The 22,426-nt window shown below is 56.6% G+C and carries 26 protein-coding genes and 1 tRNA gene; 12 read left to right on the top strand and 15 right to left on the bottom strand.

What is annotated here, in order from left to right:
• Position 1: 1 nt before the first annotated feature.
• Together BMZ01_RS10560 and BMZ01_RS10555 are read right to left on the bottom strand one after the other, a co-directional pair.
• A complete protein-coding gene (locus BMZ01_RS10560) occupies positions 2-712 on the bottom strand; it encodes a zf-HC2 domain-containing protein (RefSeq protein WP_092287187.1) in 711 nt (236 codons plus the stop codon).
• The gene (locus tag BMZ01_RS10555; RefSeq protein WP_092287203.1) at positions 699-1,118 is read right to left on the bottom strand and encodes a DoxX family protein; all 420 of its coding nucleotides are present in this window, start codon (positions 1,116-1,118) and stop codon (positions 699-701) included. Before BMZ01_RS10555 ends, BMZ01_RS10560 begins: the two co-directional genes overlap by 14 nt.
• Positions 1,119-1,338: 220 nt before the next feature.
• On the opposite strand from BMZ01_RS10555, the gene BMZ01_RS10550 reads away from it, so the two are divergent.
• Positions 1,339-1,893, top strand: a complete 555-nt coding sequence (locus BMZ01_RS10550) for an MGMT family protein (protein WP_092287185.1) — start codon at positions 1,339-1,341, stop codon at positions 1,891-1,893.
• Here the strand turns inward: BMZ01_RS10550 and BMZ01_RS10545 are convergent.
• Together BMZ01_RS10545 and BMZ01_RS10540 are read right to left on the bottom strand one after the other, a co-directional pair.
• Positions 1,888-2,460: an isochorismatase family protein gene (locus tag BMZ01_RS10545; protein WP_092287184.1), complete on the bottom strand. Its 573-nt coding sequence runs from the start codon at positions 2,458-2,460 to the stop codon at positions 1,888-1,890. The genes BMZ01_RS10550 and BMZ01_RS10545 overlap by 6 nt on opposite strands.
• Before the next feature lie 141 nt (positions 2,461-2,601).
• A complete protein-coding gene (locus BMZ01_RS10540; protein ID WP_092287182.1) occupies positions 2,602-3,969 on the bottom strand; it encodes an MFS transporter in 1,368 nt (455 codons plus the stop codon).
• Positions 3,970-4,444: 475 nt separating this feature from the next.
• Between BMZ01_RS10540 and BMZ01_RS10530 the strand changes: the two genes are divergently transcribed.
• Positions 4,445-4,888: a hypothetical protein gene (locus BMZ01_RS10530; protein WP_092287178.1), complete on the top strand. Its 444-nt coding sequence runs from the start codon at positions 4,445-4,447 to the stop codon at positions 4,886-4,888.
• Between the two features lie 17 nt (positions 4,889-4,905).
• Here the strand turns inward: BMZ01_RS10530 and nhaC are convergent, their stop codons facing one another.
• The 5 genes from nhaC to BMZ01_RS10505 all read right to left on the bottom strand — a co-directional run bounded on the left by nhaC (position 4,906) and on the right by BMZ01_RS10505 (position 10,292).
• Positions 4,906-6,282, bottom strand: a complete 1,377-nt coding sequence (nhaC, locus tag BMZ01_RS10525; protein WP_218140957.1) for a Na+/H+ antiporter NhaC — start codon at positions 6,280-6,282, stop codon at positions 4,906-4,908.
• 203 nt (positions 6,283-6,485) lie between these two features.
• Entirely contained in the window at positions 6,486-7,715 is a 1,230-nt protein-coding gene (locus BMZ01_RS10520; RefSeq protein ID WP_177180159.1) for a serpin family protein, read from the bottom strand.
• Entirely contained in the window at positions 7,702-8,892 is a 1,191-nt protein-coding gene (locus tag BMZ01_RS10515) for a serpin family protein (protein ID WP_092287174.1), read from the bottom strand. Before BMZ01_RS10515 ends, BMZ01_RS10520 begins: the two co-directional genes overlap by 14 nt.
• Before the next feature lie 9 nt (positions 8,893-8,901).
• Positions 8,902-9,399: an NUDIX hydrolase gene (locus BMZ01_RS10510; protein WP_092287172.1), complete on the bottom strand. Its 498-nt coding sequence runs from the start codon at positions 9,397-9,399 to the stop codon at positions 8,902-8,904.
• The gene (locus tag BMZ01_RS10505; protein ID WP_092287170.1) at positions 9,399-10,292 is read right to left on the bottom strand and encodes a GIY-YIG nuclease family protein; all 894 of its coding nucleotides are present in this window, start codon (positions 10,290-10,292) and stop codon (positions 9,399-9,401) included. Before BMZ01_RS10505 ends, BMZ01_RS10510 begins: the two co-directional genes overlap by 1 nt.
• Before the next feature lie 189 nt (positions 10,293-10,481).
• Here BMZ01_RS10505 and BMZ01_RS10500 point away from each other — a divergent pair, with 189 nt between their 5' ends.
• The 5 genes from BMZ01_RS10500 to BMZ01_RS11315 all read left to right on the top strand — a co-directional run bounded on the left by BMZ01_RS10500 (position 10,482) and on the right by BMZ01_RS11315 (position 14,030).
• Positions 10,482-11,351 (top strand): ABC transporter ATP-binding protein, encoded by an 870-nt coding sequence (locus BMZ01_RS10500; protein WP_218140956.1) that lies wholly within the window; start codon positions 10,482-10,484, stop codon positions 11,349-11,351.
• The gene (locus BMZ01_RS10495) at positions 11,348-12,196 is read left to right on the top strand and encodes an ABC transporter permease (RefSeq protein ID WP_092287166.1); all 849 of its coding nucleotides are present in this window, start codon (positions 11,348-11,350) and stop codon (positions 12,194-12,196) included. Before BMZ01_RS10500 ends, BMZ01_RS10495 begins: the two co-directional genes overlap by 4 nt.
• The gene (locus BMZ01_RS10490) at positions 12,196-12,420 is read left to right on the top strand and encodes a helix-turn-helix transcriptional regulator (RefSeq protein WP_092287164.1); all 225 of its coding nucleotides are present in this window, start codon (positions 12,196-12,198) and stop codon (positions 12,418-12,420) included. The genes BMZ01_RS10495 and BMZ01_RS10490 overlap by 1 nt, the downstream gene beginning before the upstream one ends.
• A gap of 14 nt (positions 12,421-12,434) precedes the next feature.
• A complete protein-coding gene (locus BMZ01_RS10485; RefSeq protein ID WP_092287163.1) occupies positions 12,435-13,241 on the top strand; it encodes an alpha/beta fold hydrolase in 807 nt (268 codons plus the stop codon).
• A gap of 570 nt (positions 13,242-13,811) precedes the next feature.
• Positions 13,812-14,030, top strand: coding sequence for a type IV toxin-antitoxin system AbiEi family antitoxin domain-containing protein (locus tag BMZ01_RS11315; protein ID WP_218140955.1), 219 nt, complete (start codon positions 13,812-13,814; stop codon positions 14,028-14,030).
• A 451-nt stretch (positions 14,031-14,481) separates the two neighbouring features.
• Here BMZ01_RS11315 and BMZ01_RS10475 read toward each other — a convergent pair.
• From BMZ01_RS10475 to BMZ01_RS10455, 5 genes are all read right to left on the bottom strand, one after another.
• Positions 14,482-14,554: transfer RNA gene (locus BMZ01_RS10475), tRNA-Ala, on the bottom strand.
• A gap of 76 nt (positions 14,555-14,630) precedes the next feature.
• Positions 14,631-15,731 carry a divisome protein SepX/GlpR gene (sepX, locus tag BMZ01_RS10470; RefSeq protein ID WP_223845922.1) on the bottom strand — a complete coding sequence of 367 codons (1,101 nt, stop codon included), beginning with the start codon at positions 15,729-15,731 and terminating at the stop codon, positions 14,631-14,633.
• Between the two features lie 122 nt (positions 15,732-15,853).
• Positions 15,854-16,639, bottom strand: coding sequence for a GNAT family N-acetyltransferase (locus BMZ01_RS10465; RefSeq protein ID WP_317845921.1), 786 nt, complete (start codon positions 16,637-16,639; stop codon positions 15,854-15,856).
• Complete coding sequence (gene glp / locus BMZ01_RS10460; protein WP_092287157.1) at positions 16,639-17,916, bottom strand: molybdotransferase-like divisome protein Glp; 1,278 nt, start codon at positions 17,914-17,916, stop codon at positions 16,639-16,641. Before glp ends, BMZ01_RS10465 begins: the two co-directional genes overlap by 1 nt.
• Before the next feature lie 99 nt (positions 17,917-18,015).
• Positions 18,016-19,008 (bottom strand): UTP--glucose-1-phosphate uridylyltransferase, encoded by a 993-nt coding sequence (locus tag BMZ01_RS10455; protein WP_092287155.1) that lies wholly within the window; start codon positions 19,006-19,008, stop codon positions 18,016-18,018.
• A 99-nt stretch (positions 19,009-19,107) separates the two neighbouring features.
• Here BMZ01_RS10455 and BMZ01_RS10450 point away from each other — a divergent pair, with 99 nt between their 5' ends.
• The 5 genes from BMZ01_RS10450 (at position 19,108) to BMZ01_RS10430 (ending at position 21,968) form a co-directional block, all read left to right on the top strand.
• A complete protein-coding gene (locus BMZ01_RS10450; RefSeq protein ID WP_092287153.1) occupies positions 19,108-19,818 on the top strand; it encodes a 5-formyltetrahydrofolate cyclo-ligase in 711 nt (236 codons plus the stop codon).
• Positions 19,819-19,824: 6 nt separating this feature from the next.
• The gene (locus BMZ01_RS10445; RefSeq protein WP_092287151.1) at positions 19,825-20,502 is read left to right on the top strand and encodes an SAF domain-containing protein; all 678 of its coding nucleotides are present in this window, start codon (positions 19,825-19,827) and stop codon (positions 20,500-20,502) included.
• A gap of 126 nt (positions 20,503-20,628) precedes the next feature.
• Positions 20,629-21,102: a large-conductance mechanosensitive channel protein MscL gene (gene mscL, locus BMZ01_RS10440; RefSeq protein ID WP_092287197.1), complete on the top strand. Its 474-nt coding sequence runs from the start codon at positions 20,629-20,631 to the stop codon at positions 21,100-21,102.
• Positions 21,103-21,376: 274 nt separating this feature from the next.
• Positions 21,377-21,583: a type II toxin-antitoxin system HicA family toxin gene (locus tag BMZ01_RS11575; RefSeq protein WP_092287149.1), complete on the top strand. Its 207-nt coding sequence runs from the start codon at positions 21,377-21,379 to the stop codon at positions 21,581-21,583.
• A gap of 10 nt (positions 21,584-21,593) precedes the next feature.
• Positions 21,594-21,968, top strand: coding sequence for a helix-turn-helix domain-containing protein (locus BMZ01_RS10430; protein ID WP_092287147.1), 375 nt, complete (start codon positions 21,594-21,596; stop codon positions 21,966-21,968).
• 222 nt (positions 21,969-22,190) lie between these two features.
• Here BMZ01_RS10430 and BMZ01_RS10425 read toward each other — a convergent pair whose 3' ends face one another.
• On the bottom strand, positions 22,191-22,424 hold the full coding sequence (locus BMZ01_RS10425; RefSeq protein WP_092287145.1) for a hypothetical protein: 234 nt from the start codon (positions 22,422-22,424) through the stop codon (positions 22,191-22,193).
• Positions 22,425-22,426 lie beyond the last annotated feature (2 nt).

The raw sequence follows: 22,426 nt of genomic DNA, 5'->3' as shown, positions 1-22,426 counted from the left end.
GCTAGTAGGGCCGCGACCCCAGGGTGCGCCAGCTTTCCTGCCAGGTGCGGCCACTAGGGCCGAAGTACCACGCCATCCCTAAGCACAGCGCGCTTATAGCCAAAAGGCAAAGGTGCGCTAGTTGTGGAGCGCTCAACGCTCCTAAGACAATTCCGCGGACCGCAAAGCCTAAGCCGAAGGTCCACAGGGCTGCCACCAAGGGCACCAGCCCTGCCGCTAGCCGCGGGCGCCACGCAGCGGTGGCCAAACCCAAAGCTAAGGCCAAGCGCACACTGGCTGCTTCCACCAGTAGGTTCGCCAGGGCCGGGTCAGCTCGTTCCGGCAGTGGTTGACCTTCTGCCACTATCGGCTGCACCACAGTGGAGTCCGCCAAAATCATTACTGCCCACACCACATAAATAACTGCGATCAGGGCCAGCACCACTCGTGCTACCGCCAAGAAGGCCGCACGGTTAGCTGCACTGCGTCGCCACTGCGGTTCTACTTCCGCCAAGATGGCATCAGCTAGGTCTGGGGGTTGCATAGCGGAGGGCTCCCCCAACGGCACTAGGTCGGAAGCCAATTGGTCATTAAGGGCGACAGCACGGTCATAGAAGGCCTTGCATTCGCTACAGCCAGCCAGGTGCGCATCGATAATGTCATCAGCTATGCCGGGGGATTCGCCGTCGAGTCTGGCCGAGAGCGCCGCCCGGATCTGCTCACAGCTCAGCACGTACTAGCACCCCGTCAACGCTTGCTCGACCGGACCCAAAAACCACAATGATTAATAAGGCGCAGAGCATCACCAGGGGATACTCCATACCCATGTGGGTGCTATCGATGAAGATGCCTTGGTCAAGGTGCACAAAATACAGCCCCAACGCCACCATCAACATCAGTGCGCCAGCAACAAAGGTGGTTAAAAGTCCCACTATCAGTAGTGCCCCACCAGCGCCTTCCGCGATCGCCACAATCCAGGAGGTGAGTTTCGGTTGGGGCACATTCGCTGCCGAAAAGCGGCCGGTGGTTTCGGTGATACCGGTGATGGCAAAGCGATCCCAACTATGCGCAATGAAGATGACACCCAAAACAATGCGCACGATCAGCAGGGCGCCATCCCTGACCACCGGTTTATCCATGTGCATCAGAGTACCTTCTTCAGCCTCTCATGCCACGCCCAGGTTCAGGGGCAAAGAAAGAGCCCTGCCGGGAAGGTACACATTTTCGCCCCCATTTCCCTTCTTGAGTGACCCCGTTTCGCGGCGACATCCACAATCGAGCTAGACACAGACACAACCGGTCTGATGTTACCCCCGCGGGGGTAAGGAGCTTCAGGGCCAGGGACTTAAAATAACGCTTATGGATATGGGCGCTTTGCCAGAAACTCGAGACGGCTCCACCATTCATCAGCTGACACTGCCGGACCATAAAGTCGGACCTGTTTTCTTGGTGGAAACGAATGGTCTACTCGCCCAACTATTGCTCACTCAAGGGCAGAAAATTCCATATTCATTTAAAAAAGAAGCCGGAAGTATTCGCTCAAGCACACCATTAGATTCCTGGCTGATTAATTATCTGACCAACGCAGTTCCACTCCCCGATTGGAGCGATATCGCTCCCCATATTCATCCCAACCTATGGAATAGAAGCACTTTCGATTCAGATATTCTGCACGCATTAACGCAGGTCAAGCATGGTGAATCCACAACCTATGCTGACTTAGCTGAAGCCGCGGGCTATCCCAGAACCTACGCCCGCCAGGTGGGACGCGTGGTGGGCAGCAATCCCATCCCCATCTTGCTGCCCTGCCATCGAGTACTCGCAGCCGGTGCCACACTTGGCGGCTACTCCGCCGGATTGGAGTGGAAGCGCTTCCTTTTAAAGCTGGAGTCCATCCCCTATCGCGAGCTATAAATCCGCGGAATCGACCAGCTTGATGCCGGCTTCCACCATCTTCTTGCGCGCCGCGGCACCTAGTTCTTCACTGACCGGAACCGTCAGGTCACGGATGACCTTCACCTTCCAGCCGCCCTTCTTTGCATCCAAGGCTGACTCCAGCACGCAATGCGATTCTGCGATGCCCACGATGTCCACTTGTTCAATGCCTTGTTCATGCAGGATCTCACCGAGGGTGCGTTCATCTTCGCTGATGCCCTCAAAGGCGGAGTAGGCGGCGCTATAGTGCCCCTTCTTCACAGCCACATCCACCTGCACACCTTTTAGCGCGGAGTGCAGTTCCGCATTCTCGGTCCCGGCCACGCCATGCGGTGGCCAGGTGTCCACAAAATCTGGATGATCCGAGAAGTGAGTGCCAGGGTCGATATGCCAATCCTGGGAGGTAGCGATCAGCTCATAGCGATCGCGGTGCGTGCGATAAAACTCAGCAATGCGATGCGCAACGGTATTACCGCCAACCACTGCCAGCTCACCGCCTTCGCAAAAGGTGGGTTGGACATCGACGATTAGCAGTGCGCGCTTCATGATGGTGGCCTTGGGCTCAAACTTTCTGGGAAGGTGAGTGTGCTTTGGCGATTAGCGTACCTACTTCCCCAGCGCAGCGTGCAGAAATTACAACCCCCAAAGGTGGGGATGTGGTGCGATCTTTGCTATTTCAGGCATCGGCTAGCTCTGATCTAGCCGCCCGTTTTCTTTGAGGAAGAAGAGCGCGGCAATCACCGTGGTGGACACAATCACCATCACGTACACCACAAACCACAGGGTGTCGGCATGTTGCTTGCTCAGGTTATAAATCATGGGTGCTGTGCCACCGAACATGGAATTAGCCAGCGCATAGCCGGTACCCAACCCAATAGCGCGCACCTGCGGCGGGAATTGATCAGCCTTAACCACAGCGTTAATAGAGGTATAGCCAGTCAAAATCACATACCCCACCATCACAATCAAAAGCGAGAGGATGGGCGTATGCACCGTCGGTAGTACCAGCACCAGCACCCAGGTATAAGCCAAGGCACCAAAGCCGAAGAATAGATAGAGCGGCTTGCGGCCCACGCGGTCTGAAATCAACCCACCAAGTGGCTGAATGAGCATAAGGAAGCTCAAGCCCACCAGGTTCAGCACCGTCGCGGTCACCGGGGAATCCGCGAAGGTAGCTTTCACAATGCTTGGGGCATTTACCGAGAAGGTATAGAAGCACACCGTGCCACCCGTGGTCAGGAAGAAGACCAGCACGAAGGGCCGCCAATAGTGTTTGAGCAGCTCCCCTAAGGTGCCGGCGGTGGTATCCTCCCCGCTGCGGGTTGCTTGAAGGTGCTCTTCGGATAGGGATTCATCCATGGTGCGTCGCAGTATCAGCACCCCAATGGCTAGGAGCCCGCCGATAATAAAGGCCACCCGCCAACCCCAGGCATGCAGTGCTTCTTGGGACATCGTGAGGCTAAAAATCAGGAGTACTGATTGCGCCAGCACATGTCCTGCCACCAGGGTCGTGCATTGGAATGAAGAGAAGAATCCGCGTCGTCCCCGCACCGCCGCCTCCGACATATAGGTCGCTGAGGTTCCGTATTCGCCGCCGGTAGCAAAGCCTTGGACTAAGCGGCAGGCCATCAGCGCGAGGATCGCCCAGCCACCGATCACTTCCCGACCAGGCAGAATACCGATAATGAAGGAACAGCTCGCCATAATGCATACAGACAGGGTGAGTGCGGGCCTGCGGCCACGCCGGTCCGCATAGCGACCAAAGAACCAGCTCCCCACCGGGCGCATAACAAAGGTCACCGCGAACACCGCCCAAATCACGACGGTTGCATTCTTATCTTCCGGACTTAAAAAGTGCCCCTCGAAGTACTTGAGGAACACGGTATACACGTATACATCGTACCACTCCACCAGGTTCCCCAGCGCCCCCTTGATGGTATTCGCCACTGCCCTACCCAGGGACTTTGGTGTTTCCACCAGCCCTGCCCCGGCTGGTTGAGTGTGTTGATCTTGCTTGGTCTGTTCGCTCGTGCGAACCGCTGGATTCGAGGCCATGCATCACATCCTTAACTCCGGTTAAATACACAGATCACAGTGTGGCCTAGAACATAGCCACGGGCGTTAGAATAATGACCTCGCCGCGAATCTCGATAACCGTAGAGCAGATAGTTAAGCGCCCATACACCCACTTAGGGGTGAGCTGGCTAACACGATATAGTTTTGACAACCTAGCTATACGCTCAACCCACTGTTCCCAGCAATCTTCCAGGATTTTCCCAAGTTGCACATCCGTCCCAATTCCTCAGTTGATTCCCCCAACAACTCCCACTCTTTAGTCGCACCTAAGTGGTTTGATAAAGAAAAATTCAACATTAATTGGCCTTTCCTACTGGCATAAGCCCGCAAGTGCGTGTAGGACATAGGGAGCCGGCTCGGATTACCGCCTACACCTGCCGCCGCCTTCGTTTACCCAACAAAGGCGATGGCGTCCGAGCCTTACCCACAGCACCGTAGGAAGGACAACGCCGTAATGGCTCTACAGATCATGGCTCATGCCAAAAGAGATGATGGGTGGTGGCGCGTCACCATCCCCGAAATTGAAGGGATAATCACCCAAACCCGCCGTCTCGACCAAATCCCCACCGCAGTTATTAAGGTCCTCCAGAATCACCCCGATTTCAAAGGGCAAGACCTTGATGTCCAGGTCCGTTTGGACAAGGAACGTCAAGCAGCTGTCGATGAGGTTCTTCGGCTTCGCGACCGCGCCGATAAGACCCGCCAAGAAGCCAGTTCCGCGGTCAAAGCGCTGGTCCAACAACTCGCCCACGAAGGCTTGTCCTATCGCGATATCGGCACCCTGCTCCAAGTCAGCTACCAATACGTCCAAACCTTGGCGAAAAAGAAGCTGCTGATCGAGCGCACGCCCAATAAATCCCCCCGCGAGCGCCTGGGCTGCATCCATAGCTCACGCTAAAACCTGGAGACCCCCTTTTAAGCCATCGCATTTAAGGGGGTCTTCCTGCGCCGCCACAACCCCCAACCTAAATAAGCAAAGGCAATTCCCACCAAGGGATTAAGCAAGTTCAACCAGGCATAAGGCAAGAAATTCAAGGTCGGCACGCCCAAAGTTGCGGCAAAGAAAATCCCCGCCGTCGTCCACGGAATAAGCGGCGTCGTCAACGTCGCGCCTTCCTCTAAGGAACGCGAAAGCACCGCCGAATCAATCCCCATCTCCTCATATTTCTCGCGGAATAACTGCCCGCCCAAAATAATCGACATATACGCCTCCCCCATCCCGATATTGCACAATAATGCCCCAATAATCGTCGCGGATACCAAGGACCCCACCCGGCGAATCGCCCCCAACATCCCATGAATCAGCACCCGAACATATCCAAAACGCGATAACACCCCGCCTAAAGCCAAAGCCTCCAAAGACAGCATCAATGTCCACCACATAGAGGTCACGCCACCGCGCCCAAAGAGGCCATCGAGCACCTCCACCCCAGTGTCCACACCGGCCGGGCGCCACAATGCCTGCAGCCAATCTCCCACCGCCACATGCTGCACCAGCATCGCCACACCACCGGCAACCAGAATGGTTACGGCCATACTCATCCGCGCATCCACCCGCAGCAAGCTTAGCCCCACCATCACCGCCAGCGGAAGCAAGGTCACCCAACCCAGCACATACGTCGCCCCAATGGCATCGGAAAATACCTGCACATCATCTGCCGGAATCACCTTCGCCCCAAAGTGCCGCCCCGCTAACCCATAAGCAATAAGCACCAGCACAAAAGTCGGCCCCGTCGTCATCAACATAGAACGAATATGCTGGTAAAGCCCCGTTCTAGCGGCCATCGCCGCCAAATTCGTGGTATCCGAAATCGGCGACATTTTATCCCCAAAGCACGCGCCCGATACCACCACACCAGCTACTAGCGGCAAGGGCAGCCCACTGGCCGCCCCAATACCCATCAGCACCACCCCAGCTGTCCCCGCCGTCCCCCACGCCGTCCCCGTCGCAATCGACATCAAACAACACAGCACCAGCGCCGCCGGCAAAAACCACCCCGGCTGAATCAGCCGCAACCCCGCATCGATCAGCGTCGCCACCGTCCCACTGGCCATCAGCGCCGCAATCAACGCCCCAATCAGCACAAAAATCACCAGCGCCCCCTTGGCCTCCCAAATCCCCTGGGCCATAGCGCGCACAATATCTTCCGGGGTACGCCGCGCAAAACTCATCGCACTCACGCTCACTATGAGCAACGCCCCTGCCATTAATAGATGCAGGTCTGCCTCAAATACGACAAGCCCGATCGAGATCAGCAGAACCACGGTGGCCACAGTTATGGCGGCACTCAAGATGGAAGGGTCTGCCTCACCGCTTCTCTTAGGCGCGAGTGTGCGAGCTTCAGGCGGACTTTCTTGTTCTTCGGGATTGCCGTGCTTATTCACAATCTCGACGCTACCCGCGCACCGCACCCCAATACAGCCCTTGGGGGTGGACCTACTGTTTATGTACCGATACCTATCACCCCCTGACGAGCCGACCCAACACTCTATTTTTATTGGCTGGGATCCCCAACCGAGATCATGAAGAAGGGCATATCCAAGTCATCATCGTTAATCACCATGAGGAAGGGGCGATCCGCAATAAAGCTGGCCTCCGGGGGAACCGGGGCGGCAATGAATTCCACTCCTACTTCGGTGGCGGCAGCGGCAATAGTGCCTTGTTCATCAACTAGTAGCCGGGTTTGTTGGATGGCTTGCCCAAGCTTGAGCGGTGTTTCTTCAGTGATGCGGCTAAAGGGATCTGTCTGTGCATCAAAGACTTTGTTGATCCCAGCGGCTTTGAGGCCTTCTTGAAGGTCCATCTTCACCTTAAGGTCCAGCTTGGGGATTGCCACTTGCACCGTATCTTCTTTGGTGCTTCTGAGTTCAATGAGCATCTGGCGCAGTTCTTCCGGGGTTAAAGAACGCGGATCAGTGCCTTCGGGCGGCAGCAGGAAATTAGCCGCAAAGCGCACCATATAGGGCATGCGAATGGCCTGCCAGCCATTGCTGCTGATGCTTGATACCGTCTGATCGCCGCGCAGGAAAGGCACCTGGATGGCTTGGCCACCCGCGGTGGTGAATTCGCCCTCTTCGGTATCGGAGGCTTTAAAGGGCTCCTGCCACATAGCTGCCATGAGCAGGGTATTTTGCAAGACCAGCGCCAGGTCTTCTTTAGGTTCAATGGCGGACTTTTCAATCAATCCGGCGGTGTGCTTCTTCACCCAAGCATCCAGCATCTTGGTGGCCTCGGCGGAAGAAAGGTCAGTCTGCTCGATGTTGGCATCGTGATAGCGGGCAAGATCATCACGGAAGTTCCGGCGCGCCTTAAGCTCATCATCGAGCACAATGCGGTTAGCGATGTGCAGGACCGGCAGCGGATCTAATTCCCCACCGGGATCAACGGATTCCCAGTTCTTTTCCAAGGGTCTCAGGCCCTGGATAAGGGCGGAGATTTCTTCAGAGGAGCACCCAATCGCTGCTTCGATTTCTTGGCGGGCTTCATCGCTGGTGCCTTCAGCAAGCATGCCGAGGCCAAGCATGAGTGAGATCGGGGAATTGAGTTGGTTGGGGTGCTCTGTATCGGCGTTTAATAGGGTGTGTCCGAGGCGGTATGAGCTATTGATCATGCTGAGGTTGTGGGAGATGGTTGATGGGGGTGCTGGTTCGAAGTCTGGCCTGCAGGCAGAAAGCATCAGGCATAGCGGCAGCAGGATGCTGATGAGGCGTTTAGGGGTGATCACGGCGCCACTCCTCATAATCGGCGTAATAGCCTTCGAGCTCGGTGGGGCCGGAGTCCACCGGTACTGGGGTGCCTTCAGGTACGTCCGGGGCTTTTTCTTTCTTGATGCGCCCACCGGTGGGCAGCTCAATGGCGCTTAAGAAGATCGGCACTAGCGTGGTGTCTTCGTAGATCACCATGAGGTAGGGGCGATCGAAGACGAGCACTGGTGGTGGCGGCGGTGGATCCTGGGGTGCGCCAATGAGGTCAATGGAGAAGTAGGTCAACGCGGCACCTTCGGTGCCTTCTTCATCCACTCTGAGGCGAACTTTTTGGCCGGCTTTGCCCAGTTCAAGGGGTTCGGGGCTAAGCCGCTGGAAGCAGCCTCTTAAGTTCAGGCCCAGGGAGCTAAGCGGAAGCTCGATATCGAGTTCAACATCAAGCTTGGGGATGCACACCTCCATGTCGCGGTAGGGTGCGCGCCGAAGTTTAGCTAGTGCTTGGGATAACTGTTCTGCGGTGATCTCCCAAGGTGAGGTGCCTGTGGGTGGGAGTAGGAAGGCGGCAGAAAGGCTGCGCCCGCGATAAGGTAGCCGCACTGTTTCCCAGCCTTCAAAGTGCAGGTAGCGCAGATCATCATGGGAGGCCATCATGGGTACGTGGTGGGTCTGGCCTTGGGAATAAAACGGCCGGTAGCTGCTGGCGGAGTATTCGAAGTTATGGCGCCAGGCGGCTTTGAAGTAGAGAGCGCTGAGAAGCGCTAGGTCAGTTTCATTAAAGTCCACGCCCGCGGAGGTGATTAGCCCACCGGTGTTCTTGGATACCCAGGCGTTGAGTTCGTGGTAGTTGGTGGCGTCATAACCTTTGGCTTCGGTGTGTGGGTAGCGGCGGAGCTGTTCAAGGCATTCTGGGTAGGTGGGAAGTGGTGCTTTGATGGCTAAATGGTTGGCATAGTGCACGCCCTTATGTGGTTGGAGAGCACGTGCTAGAGCGTCTAGCTTCTCGCGTACTTCAGTGGTGGTGTGGCAATGCAGTAGTTCCAGCAGCCGATCGAGTTCGCGGCCTGTGCCGAGGGTCTCGGAGAGAGCCCCGAGGGCAAAAAGAAGCGATAGTGGGGAAACAATGTGATGCGGGGCGGGCGGGTTGTGTTGCGCTGAGCTGCGGAGGGTGCGAAGGCCGAGGTGGTAGGGGCTGATCATGCGGAGCTCCTAGAGGGTTGGGCCGGAGCCGGAGGGTTCGGTGGTGCGGATGACGCAGAGGGTGCGCGGGGGGTTGCTGAGGAGTTCGGCGAGGAAGGTGGGATAGGCGGGGCGGAGGCGACCGTAGTCTTTGAGGGGGACCCACTCGCACCATTCGCGGGCGCCATCCATGCTGGTGGAGGCGGTGCTGCGCGGGCGGTGGCGGGCGGGGTCGAAGTGCATGAGGAAATAGAAAGCGAGCTCGTGGGCGGGGTCGCCATTGCTGAGGGTGAAGAAGTTTTCGTGGATGAAAAAGGGGCGTTGAATCTGCAGCTCAAGGCCGGTTTCTTCGAGGACCTCGCGGCGGACTGCGGCTTCGGTGGTTTCACTGTGGTGCACTCCCCCACCGATGGCGTAGTGGTAGGGGTCGAGGTCATTGCGGGCCATGAGCACGCGATCGCCGTCGAGGATGATGGCGGCGGCGCGCAGGCGAAACCAGTGGCCGTCCTGGTGAAAACCGCAGTCCATTAGTCCTCCGGGTCTTCTACTGGCTCCAATTCGCGGGCCTCTAGCTCCGCCAGGCTGACATTTTGCGCATCGCGCCAGTGGAATCGGCCATTTGCGGAGGAGCCCATGAGAAAACCGGCGGCCGCCGAAGGGGAACTAAATAAGGTGTCTTTGGTTAATTCTCCCCCGAGAATTCGGTCGCGATACTTTTCCCGCAAACGCTTAATAGTATCCGGGCAGGAGGCGGTGAACTCCTCGCGCAATTGTGCACCTTCGAGCACCACAAACCCTTCGGAGGTTTGACGGCCTTTGCCGCTGGCGCTGGAAGAATTGAGGAAGAGCAGGGATTCATTCTCAGTTTCCGGGACGCTACGGGTGTTGGTGGTGACCTCATCAAAGAGGTGATAACCCAAAGATCCAATAGCGATCTTCGCGTAATTAATAAACTCCTCGAGTTCCGCCTGCTTTTCTTCGGTGACTTTGCCGGGAGATGGGTCATTGCCATTGGTGACCTGCACGCGGGCGGCTTTGAGGGCCTGTTGATAAAAGGAATTCTCTAGGTAAGAGATTTCGGTAGGGCCGAAGGAATCATTGGAGGTAATAATTACCACCGCATGCGTGAAATAGTCGAGCTTTTCTTCGCCCACATGCTCCGCGATTCTGCCGAGGACTCCGTTGCCATTTTTGCGTTCGCGAGCTTGGCCAACATAGGCGAGCTCCTCCCCGGTTTCCTCATCAGTACCGAAAAGTAGGTACACACCGGTTTGGTTAAGCTCTGGGCGGTCCTTGCATTTACCGAGGTCAGCGCGGGGGATCAGGTACACAACTCCGATCCAATTGCTTAAGGAGCATTTCATGCGGCCGGTGGGGGTGCCGTCCATGAGGTAAAGCATGACGGTTTTGGGGTTAGGCATGCTGCGGGGTCCTTATGGGCTCGTCCTGCGGTATTTCTTTCGAGTCTAGGTGTGTTCTGGGGGCGGGAGCGAGTGGTGGTTGGATTTCTCACGGTTTGTCATCCTTTGACAATAAAATATAGTACACCTACTATCACCCGTAGTGGAGAGATGATCTTTCTGCACAGCCGGCTTAAAGAAAGGAATGCCGTGCCCATCATTGACATCGAAGGACTGCATTTTGCCTATGGCAAAAATGTGGTGCTTGAGGACCTCGACCTGCAGATCCAGCGCGGTGAATTAGTGGCCATGCTGGGTCCCAATGGGGTCGGTAAAACCACTCTGGTGGAGAACCTACTGGGGACTCTTGCCCCAGATCGCGGCCGCGTGCGGGTATGCGGCACAAACCCCCGGCGAGTCGGGGCAGATTTTTGGCCCAAGGTGGGCTTCATGTCCCAGCATTGGAATGACCACCCCAAGTGGCGGGTCCGTGATCAACTGGAATGGATCCGTGCCTGCTATGACATTCAAGGCACCACTACCCGCGATCCGCAGCAGCTCTTAGCCGCTCTGGATCTATCCGATAAAGAGAACTCCCAGCTCAGCAAGCTTTCTGGGGGTCAACGTCGGCGCATCGACTTTGCTGCCGCGCTGCTCTCGCGCCCGGAACTACTCATCCTCGATGAGCCCACCACTGGGCTCGACCCAGTAGCTAAAGCGCAGATCCATGACCTGGTATCTGAGTGCCAAGATGATGGCACCACCGTCTTATTAACCACCCATGATTTAGCTGAGGCAGAAAAGATTTCTTCTCGGATCGTGATCCTCGGCGGCGGCGGGATTCTTGCTGATGGCACCGCGCATGAGCTGCGTCGAAGCTTGGCGAAGAGTTGTGAAATTACCTGGCGCGAGGGTGAGGAACACTTCATTCACTCCACTAATGAGGTGGAAGCTTTTGTTGCCGGTCTTGATCTGACCTCAATTAGTGATCTGACTATAACCCGTCCAAGCCTGGAGGATGCCTATCTGGATCTGGTTTCTCAGGCCACTGGTGTTGAAGCTGAAGGGAGCACACTATGAAAGTCTCTGCCCTCCTGCGCGCAACGCGCATCCAATTCTGGGCTGACCTTCGCCCCAACCTGATTGGCCTTGGGTTAATCGCAACACTGATTACGCCTGCAGTTTTTAATCTCGTCGTGCTCGCGGCAAGTAAATTCGTCGATAACCCAGAATCGCTCGCTGTTTTTAGTCCAGCTTCTTTGTTAGCAGGTATGTTCGGTGGTTTCGCCGGCATGGTGGGTATGCAAATCATGAGCGAGATGTATTCCGAGCGCATCTCCGGCAACCTGCTGCGGATCCGTACTCTCCCATATGCTTCTGTGGTGTGGGCCTTAGCCAAGACTCTCAGCGCGTCGCTGCTCGTGGTCTTCATGTTGCTGTTGTTGCTCATCGGTGGGCAATTCATCTTGCCTACCGCAGCGCTGAGCACCCCGCAGGTAGTGCAATCCATTGCTGCACTCATCCTGATCATCCTGGCCTGTGCGCCACTGGGATTCATTGTGGGAACCGTGGTGCGTGGGACGTATTCCATGTTGCTCGCTACCCTTGGGTGGATGGCGCTACTAGCTACCTCAGGTGGTCCTTTCCCCCTGGATATGCTGCCTGGGTGGCTCCAAACAATCCAAAAAATCATGCCCTTTTATTGGGGCGGACATTTGGCGCGAGCCATTATGTTGCCAGCGGAATACGGGGTGAATGAAGTAACGGGTTCCTTTAACCTTGGGCTGGCAGTATTGATCCTCGTTGCCTGGATGATTGGCGGGTTTATTCTCGCGATACTATTGGTCAATACGAGTTTGAAGAAGCAGTCGATCTCCTCATTGGAGAAAATCCAGGCAACGGTACGCACACAAGCAGGAATTTAATGGCAGAAGATAAGGTCCACAATCGCATTGCGGTGCTGCGTGCTGACCGAAAAGTCTCACGCCGCGAGCTTGCTGAAGTCCTTGGTGTGCACTATCAGACCATTGGTTATTTAGAGCGCGGGGAATACGCCCCCTCTTTAGCGCTGGCTTTGCGTATTGCCGCTTTCTTCGAAGTCCCGGTGGAAAAGCTCTTCTCCCTGGAAGAATTCCCGCCACTGATTTAGGCACTGAGGGGCAGATGATGAGCAAAGAGCAATTGGTCTCAATCGCTGGTGGGGAGTTGTGCATCACCCGCCAAGGTGATCCCTCTGCCCCACTGGTTGTTCATTTGGAGGGGCATCGCGCGCAATTGCTCTCGGTGCCGGATGCTTATCTGAATGCCCTGCTAGCGGCTGGTATGCAGGTGGTGCGCGTGGATAATCGCGATGTTGGTAGGTCTTTTCGGGCAGTTGAGGATTACACCTTGGCGGACATGGCTGAAGATATCCACCAGCTCATCGCGTACCTGGGAGGCCCGGCAATTATTACTGGGCGTTCCATGGGTGGGGCCATCGCGCAGCTACTGGCACTGAACCATCCTGAAGATGTGGCGGGTTTGGGGCTTTTCTATACGTTTGCTTCATCCGAGCAGCGAATTCCCAGAGCAGCTACTCCGGCACCCTTTTCTGATCGTCAAGGGTTCATTGACTACGAACTAAAGGAACTACCCCGGATTGTCGGGTCACGTTATCCGATGTACCCCGATGAAATCCGAAAGCTAGCCGAGCACATGTGGGACCGCGGAGTGAGCTGGGAAGGCTGGGAGCACCAACGCCGCGCCATGGAAGCCACCGAGCCGTGGGCGGATCGTCTACCGGAGATAGCTGTGCCAACAGTCGTGGTGCACGGCAGCGAGGATCCCATCATTCCGCCCCGATTCGGAGGTGAACTCGCAGCAGGAATCACAGGTGCTGAGTTCCACCTCGTCGAAGGGATGGGACATCAACAGCCAGCAGAGCTATCGGAGTTCTTCGCAGAGCTGACTATGGGGTTAAAGGGGCACTAGGCGGAGCAGCGCTCGACATCACCGCGAAGAGCTCGTCTAGCAGGGCAGTTACGATAAATTCGCGGCCCAACAACACCGGGGGAAGTACCAGCGAATAACACACAGGGCCCGCTGGGTGCAGGCGCGGAGCATCCAGCGATCTTTACGGTGACGCTTATATTGCGCCTAGCATGAGCGTGAACGTAAAGGAGGTCGGCAATGGCTCAGGGTTTGCTTTAAGAATTTTCTGAATCAAACGATGGAGTGTTGTGCGTATCTGCCGCTAGCAAGTTGGGCATTAGCGCTCCTACCATCTATGCCTTTGCCCGCGCTCGTGGATTGCAACGCGTTTCCAAAGGTGTTTATGTCGACCCTGATGGATGGCACGATGAAATGTGGTTGGCCTCGCTGCGCTGGCCACGAGCGGTTTTCTCCCATAAGTCAGCGTTACTTATGCATTCACTGAGCGATCGAGAGCCGGCAACTCTGTCACTCACGGTCACATCCGGCTACAATGCCTCAACTTTGCGCGAGCGCGGATTTCATGTCTTCCATATAAAGCCCGGATTACTTGGCATGGGTAGGGCCACAGTGACTACTCCCGATGGCCACAAAGTACCGTGCTATGACTTGGAACGCACCGTTTGTGACATCGTTCGCTCGCGCTCCAAGATTGATCTGCAAGTATTTTCCGCCGCGTTGCAGAGTTATGTGCGCCGGGGCGATAAGCAATTAGACCTGCTCGATTCCTACGCAAAGGAACTGGGAATCCGTGGAGTGGTTGGCCAGTATTTAGCGGTTTTGCTGTGAGGCTGACTGCGAACCGGGTCTTTGGATTCTAGCGGGGTGCCATGCATAAAAGGGGGTGAAGGTAGTTCGTGCTTAGAGTGAGAGCAATAAACAAAAACAATCTTCACTACCGCTGAGGCTACCGAGATATCACCGAGGAGGCCACTTCGACGGGGTGATCATTGCCTAGATAAAACAGCGTCGCGTGTCCTTGATGCCTCCAAGGCCTTCGGTAGCCCGGGAACACCTTGATCACACCTCCTCGCCAGGATCCGAAGAGCCTAAGAAGGCCGCTGGGAGGCAACAACCACGCTCTCCCCTCCCCTAGTGCCATTCTCCGCAGTGCGCAGCCCATCACACTAGATGAACAACCCCCAAGCGAACTAATTTCCCCCCTCGTCACGTACGTGGCACACACCAGCTAGCCGGGCCTCATTTTAGGCCCCTGACCTGCAGATTCTCTTTTACTTTGTGGAGCTAACGGGAATCGAACCCGTGACCTTTGCATTGCGAACGCAACGCTCTACCAACTGAGCTATAGCCCCTAGTGCGCAGACTAGTTTAGCGTACCGACGATGCTTCCGAAAATCCGCAGCACACTACCCTGCACACCCCCCAGCACTACCCGGCGCGGCGGCCGCTAATGTCTACAAGATCCCCGCCAGCATCATGCTCCGGGTTCCACACCATCTCCGGCAGGTTCACAAAATCGGGGCTCTCATCATCAAGCTCCACCACTACCGCACCGGGGTGCCGTAGCTGGCGTGGGATCTGCAATTCCTCATCGCGCACCGAACGCACACCCAAGCGCGCCCGACGCAGCTGCGCCACGCGGCGAGCACGTAATGCTTGCTCTGCCCGCACCTGGTGGCGCAGCGCAAAGAGATAGGCCACAGTCAGCACACAGGCCACCACCGGGGCGGACCACGCCCAACCACCAAAGATCAGCCCCACTGCCAAGGTCACCGCCAGCAACACCGCCAAAATCAACAAGGTGCGGCGACGGCGCTCATAACGGTCCGCAGAGCTTCGCGCATCAGCTTCGGGGTCATACCCACCACGGCCGCGGCGGCTGCGAGCAAACTCGATTTCTTCTTCCGTCAGCTCAACTTCCGAAGCTTCAGCAGTCTCCGAAGTATCCGCCGCCTCAGAACCCTCCGAAACCACCTCAGCTTCTTCCGGTTCCTCTTGCACCTCACTCACCAAAGATAGGTGCGAAGATTCCGTCTCATAGAGCAGATCCTCCGGGGTGGTGGTCCAGCTATCAACCTCATAGGCGGGCAGCTCTTCATCCCACTCATCCAGGTGCACAACCTCAGGTTCAGGTTCCTCGGCGGGCTCTAACTCATGCACCACCGCCCCCTCAATCACCTCCGGTGCTTCCTCTTCCCGCGCAGCGCGGCTAAAGAACCCGCGGCGCAGGCCCTCCATATTTAAGGTGCGTCCTTCTACTTCCTCAAGCAATACATCGGTGTCATCAACCACCTCAATGTTGTCGTGGGGCTCATCCTCATGCCGGCGAATATCGCTGGGCATCACCTTGGGGCGCCGCCGCGGCTGCAGCTCACCGGAACCACCCTCATAGAGCACACGGGTGTCCTCAAAGGCATCACCAGCTCGCGAAATCGGCTTTTGACCACGCAAAAGCAGTGGAGCTAGCACAAAGAGCCAGACCACGATGATCAAAATGATAACGAGGCCACCGGGCATAGTCCGGATCACACCTTCCCACACTGCTTGAGGAGCTACTTCAAGTGCCCAGAGTATCCCGAACCGCCGCACTTATTCAGCTGCCACGCCCAAGCTAACGCCCAAAACTCCCGTGCCGAGCTAACGCATCCAAGCTAACGGAAATACCCCACCCGCCGCAGCCGCAGGGCCGCACTATCGGGATAATCCTCTGCCACCAAGGCCATTAAATTATGGTCCCGCCAACGACCATCAATATGCAAGTTCTTCCGCAAATACCCCTCATGCCGATACCCACAGCGCTGCAACACCGCCTGACTTGCCGGATTATCCGGCAAATACGTCGCCGTAATCCGATGAATCCCTACCCGCATCAACGCATGATCCGTCCCCAAGGCACACGCCGCCGTCGCAATCCCCCGCCCGGCATAAGCCGAATACACCCAATACCCAATCCAACATTCCGAAGCCGTCCCATGATGAATCCCACCCAAAGTCAACTGCCCAACAAAACGCCCATCCAACTCAATCGCCAGCGGCACCACTTCCCCATGCTTCGCCAAATGACGCATCGTCGCATACATCAACCGCCACCCACGCGGCGAATGCGTCTCCCGCCACGAGTTCGCCACCGTCGGCTCCACGCTGCGCAACACGCCCTCATCCTTCAGGCGCTGCGTTATCCACGCCGCCCCATCGCTTTTTTGAATCGGCCGCAAACGCACCACCGCCCCATCCCGCAAGCGCAACGCCGGAGTACTTTCCGGCCAGCCCGGATGCAAAGGATGTGGTGCACCAAGGTGCAGCGCTTTCCCGAGTTCGTGGCGCGAACGAGGCAAGCTCTGCGGGTCTCCGTCGGTTAGGGCATGCCGCACCCTTTTGCTGTGCTCGCGAATAGCCGGACTAAGAGCCTCTTCTTTGCCGGCGAAAAACTTCATCATCAGCTGTTCTGCGATAAGAACATGACCTCAACCACGTCCCCGGGACGAATATCAGTAATATCCTCCGGCACCCGGATCATGGCATTGGCATCAGATAATCCCGCCAATAGGTGCGCCGGTGCACCCACCGGGCCACCTAAACCTTCCACCAAATAATCATGGGTTTGGGCATCACGCATCAAGCGTGCACGAATAAACCCACATCGCCCGGCGCGTGAACTCAAGTGATTAATCACCCTGGCCCGCACCCGACGGCGATGCGCATTGCGCTTGCCCAAACTCAACCGAATCAGCGGGCGGATAAACACCTCAAAGGTCACCAATGCCGATACCGGATTCGCCGGAAGCAAAAACACCGGAATCTTATCGGGGCCTAGCCGCCCAAAACCTTGCACTGATCCAGGGTGCATTGCCACGCGCGTGGTATCCACCCCACCAAAGTCATCAATTACTTCCCGGATCAAAGCAGAACCAGAACCACCCACCGCACCAGAGATCACAATGATCTCACTGCGCAGTAATTGGCCTTCAATAATGTCATGCAAGCGGCGCTTCTCACCGGCTGCAATACCGAACCTATGCACATCCGCCCCCGCCTCACGGCCAGCTGCTGCTAGGGCATAGGAGTTCACATCAAAAACCTGGCCCAAACCGGGCTCGCGATCAATGTCGACCAGCTCCGCCCCCACAGAAATTACCGATAGCCGGGGCCGTGGGTACACCAATACCTTCGAGCGTCCCACCGCAGCTAATAAGCCAATCTGTGCTGGCCCAAGCACTGCACCGGCACTCACCGCCACGTCACCGGGCTGAATATCATCGCCAATGCGACGCACAAAGTCCCCGGAGCGCACGGGCTTTTCCGGAACCACTCGCTTCCGGCCACGATCAGTCCACCCCAAAGGCAATACCGCATCCGCCAAGGTCGGCAAGGCCGCCCCGGTATGCACCCGCACTGCCTGGCGTGGCTGCAAACGTAAAGGTTGTTGGGAACCAGCAGTTACTTCTCCCACTACCGGCAAAGACATTCCCGTGGTTTCGGTGCTGGGTTCCCGATGCTGATTCCGGGCTCCCCCTAGGCCCTGTTCCCCACCAACATCAACTGCGCGCACCGCATAGCCATCCACCGCGGCCTGCGGGAATCCTGGAAGTGCTCGATGCGCTTGCACTTCCTCTGCACACATCAACCCCAAAGCATCAGCAATCGCAATGCGTACGGGTTCTGGGGTGACTGCAGAGTCAGTGACTAAAGCGAGTTGCTCCTCCACCGATCGCATCTGCGCTTCCTTTCTCGCGGCTATGTAGGGCGGTGCCCGCGGCCACTTACCACCATAAAGCCCGGGTGAAGCCCAAGCACATTACGCCACGCGCGCGTCCTACTTCTTCACCTCAGGATGCTCGGCTTCATATTCCTTCAGCAGTTCCGACAAGGCCTCATACAGGTGCGGCCCATAGGTGTCATGGTGCAACCCAAAGTCCACACACGCAGGAATATAACCACCGGGGTTACCCAGGTCATGGCGCTTGCCACGGTGCACCACAATATGCACCGGATGGCCTTCTTCTAAGAGCAAAGCAATAGCATCGGTGAGCTGCAATTCCCCACCCTTGCCTGGGGTGATGCGACGCAGAGCATCAAAAATTTTGCGGTCTAATAAATAGCGGCCAGTCGCCACAAAATTAGAGGGCGCTTCTTCTGGATCCGGCTTTTCCACCATCCCGCGGATCGCATAGCAATCCTCGCTGGCCTCTTCGCTCAAGTCCAAGTCAAACACGCCATAGTTAAATACCTGGCTGCGCGGCACTTCCACAGCACACAGCACAGAGCCACCAAACTTCGCGCGGACTTCCGCCATCTTGCTTAAGACACCAGTCGGCAGCACCAGATCATCAGGGAGCATAACCGCGAAGGCGTCTTCGTCATCATCTAAGACACTTTCCGCAATTCCTACGGCATGCCCTAATCCCAGCGGTTTGTCCTGGGTGACGGCAACAGGGCGAATAATTTCGCGGGCGCGACGCACCTTCTTTAATTGATCGTCTTTACCGCGTTCCCCAAGCAAGGCTTCAAGATCAGGGAATTCGCCGAAGTGCTTCAAAACTCCCGCTTTCCCGGGAGCCGTAATAATAGCAAGCTTTTCTGCACCAGCTTCGGCGGCTTCCTCGGCAATAATCTCAATGCCGGGGCGGTCAACCACCGGAAGAAGTTCTTTGGGCACCGTCTTGGTGGCGGGGAGGAATCGGGTGCCTAGGCCCGCTGCGGGAACCACGACGGTTCGAACGGCGACGACGGCGGTCACGGCGTCAAGGGGGGCGTCGGAGGAAGCCAAGTCGACGCGTTCGGCGTCAGGTCGAGAGCTTTGAGTCATGCGCCCCATCCTACCCTGTAACCATTTCGTAACCTTAGCTACGGGGTACGCGCGCATGTCGCCTACTCCAGCGAAAAAACTTAGCTTTAGACTGCGCTTATGCATTCCCCAACGAACCCAACTGGCCCCTCCCTTTCCCACATAGCCCCTAGCCTGAGCACAGGTTATCAGGACTTATCATTATCCGAACGCAAAAACTTATGGCGATCTTTTATTCGGAATACTAGGCGTTCTTACTCAGAACTAGAACGTTCACACATGAACGATCAACTAGCGAACTTGTTGAATGAATTACTCATAAAGCTCACCCCCGTTAATGCCACCAACCTCAAAGTCGCCGCATTTATGCCCACCGCCATCGAACCCGGGCATGGCCGCTTAATAGAAACACTCACCACCGGTTCCTGGATTTCAGAGCAACAAAACATTGAAGTGTTTTTACCCATTACTCTCCCCGCCGGCGTTCTTCGATGGGCTCCCTATCGTGGTGAAGATTTCTTAACTTCCGGCCCCATGGGAATCGCAGAACCACGATGCGAGGAATCTGAACCCCTCAGCTCAGCACTTTTAGCCAAAATGGATTTCATTATTGTTCCGGCTTTAGCTACTAATTCCCAAGGCCGCAGACTCGGCCAAGGCGGCGGCTACTATGACCGCGCCTTAAGCTACCTGCCCAACCCCGGCCCCACCTTGATCACCTTGCTCTTCCCCGGCGAGGTCCACCCCGATATCCCGGTCGAAGCACATGACCAAAAAACGGACTATGTGATCACCCCAGAGGGAACCTTCCGGCCTGGCCCCAACGTCTAAAGGACTATGGCCACTCCTTTGCTCCCGGCACGCTCAGCAGCCCCGCGCGTGCCACCGCGCCAGTCAGCCATGTCGCGGCGTCTCCACAGTTGGGCCCAACTGTGGTCCACCCCGGGGTGGCGGCGCCACCAGGCCACTCGCCGGCTCTTAGCCCTAGTGGTCCTCAGCTTTGCTTTTTATACTGCCTTCATCAGCGCCGAAGAAGACACCATCTCCATCCCCGTTTTCAACCAAGAACTCCACGCCGGCAGCGTCATCCAAGAAAGCCACCTCCAAGAACGCCACTACCCACGCAGCGTTCTGCCCACCCAGGTTCTTGCTGATCCGGAGCAGCTCATAGGCCAAACATTGGTCAGTGGCGTCTATCCCGGGCAATACGCCACCGACATTATGGTGCTCAGCCCACGCCTCGGAGAAGGCCCTAATGACACCTTGGTGCCACTACGCCTAGCTGACCCCGATGTGGCCCGCATATTAAGGCATGGCGATCAGGTCAGCGTCGTCGCTGCAGATCCACAATCCGACTCCGCAGCAGCCCGCGTGATTGCCCGCGGCGGCCGCGTGGTTCTCAGCAATGCGGAGCCCGGCACTATTTTATTGGCCTTAGATGAAGAGGCTGCTCAGGCTGTGGCAGCGGCTTCCCTCCGCGGGCCTTTAAGCGTGATTCTTGGCAATAAAGACTAGATACCTGCCGCAATGCTCGCGCAATGCCCGCACAATGCTCGGGGGTACAGCACACTACTGAGGTGTACTGCTTGCTAGAGTGCTTCTTCGCCCCTAAAGAATTAACACTCACAATTGGAGATTATCTTGCTTAAAGGCTTCAAAGATTTCATCCTGCGCGGCAATGTTGTTGAACTTGCCGTTGCGGTAGTTATTGGCACCGCCTTCACCGCCATTGTCACGGCTTTCACCGAGCACCTCGTCAACCCAATTATTGCTTCCTTTGGTGGAGCTGATTACTCCGGTCTCGGATTCTTTATCCGCAAGGGCAACGAGGCCACCTTCGTGGATCTCGGCGCCATCATTACCGCCGCGATTAACTTCCTGATTATTGCCGCCGTTGTCTACTTCATTCTGGTTGCCCCGATGAACCGCATCAACGAGCTCCAAGCCAAGCGCAAGGGCGTCAGCGAAGAAGACGCCGAACCCGCTTCGGTAGAAGCCAACCTGCTGGAAGAAATTCGCGACCTGCTCAAGACCCAGAACACCGGCGCTCATGCTGCTCTCCCGCAGACCCCCAGCTACGAGACCCCGGATACTCCCGCCCCGGGCATCAAGTAGTAACCAACACCCCACGGCACACAAAAACGGTACTGGAGGTTTTCAAGTCCCGCTGTGTGCTTGGGGTGTTCTCGTCTTGGTTGAAGAATCCTTCCGGTGGCCGGCAGCCACTGATATTCGTGGGCGCGGGGTCTACCACATGTCCATATCACCACTTATACGTAGACACAGCGTTGTGGACGTCCGGCAAGATAGAACGCCGCCTGCAACCACATACCAAAAAAATGTCAACCCCGGGGTTGCCTTGTTAGCAAGCCCGGGGTAGCCTACGCTTTTGGTTAAGCCCCAGAAGTACAAGACGGTAGCGTCCTTCCTGCGCTCCGCTGGATGGCGCATCCATCGCCAGGGCAAAGGCAGTCACGAAGTCTGGATCGGCCCAGAAGGTGGCAGGCTAATCGTTCCCCACCACCGCGAAATATCCGCAGGAGTCGTAGCCGACATCATCAAGAAAGTCCCGAATACCCCGCACAACTGGAAATAAGGAGCGCGCCATGATTCACGTCAACGCTACCGTCGCCCGAGACGGGCGCTGGTGGATCGTCAAAGTTGCAGACTATGACATCACCGGTCAAGCAGCTCATCTTAAAGATGCCGAAGCTGTCGCACGAGAGATCATCGCATTATGGCTTGACTTAGACGAAGACGACATCTCAGCTACCGTCACACCAGTTTTGGATGAGGGTATAGCCAGTGCGTTTCTCACAGCCGATGCAGAAGACAAGCGCGCGCGAAGCCTAGCAGCCCACGCCGCAAAGCTCAGGAGCGAGGCAGTACGCCAACTTCTGGACACAGGCATGACACAAAAGGAAGCCGCAGAAATGCTCGGAGTCTCCCGCCAACGCATCGCGCAACTAGCAGCAAGATAACCTTCCTGTGCAGTCACAGTCCGGACCAATCGAGCACGAGCGGAAACAAGGTGACACGACATTATTACTGCGTTGGTTACCAACCCCATCACTGGAGGTCGCCGTCACTTCGCTGCTTTTCAAAAAGGTGTCATCGGTGAGGGATAAGCAGATCGCAGTTCAACCAGACTGTTCTACCTGGACAGACAGATACTCGATCTTCTGCCCCGCCGCACCGTCGCCCTATCCCCCGTGGTGCGGTGGAATCTCCTCAGCCAAGAACTGCTCATGGCTAGGAGCATCTTCAGCCTCAGGATCTAATTCCACAATGCGCTCATCATCCGCAGCGCTCGTGCTTTCCTTAGGCGCCTTAAGGTCAATCCAGCTCTCCGCGGAATCCACACTGCGGTCAATATCCGCCGCAGGTGAAGGGCGCACTACTCTGCGTCGGCGGCGTTGCTTCGCACCATCACTCATCG

Origin of the sequence: Corynebacterium spheniscorum (assembly GCF_900113445.1) — a bacterium.
GTDB classification, from domain to species: Bacteria; Actinomycetota; Actinomycetes; order Mycobacteriales; family Mycobacteriaceae; genus Corynebacterium; species Corynebacterium spheniscorum.
Note: the sequence above shows the minus strand (reverse complement) of the source record. Positions and strands in the feature narration are given on the sequence as shown.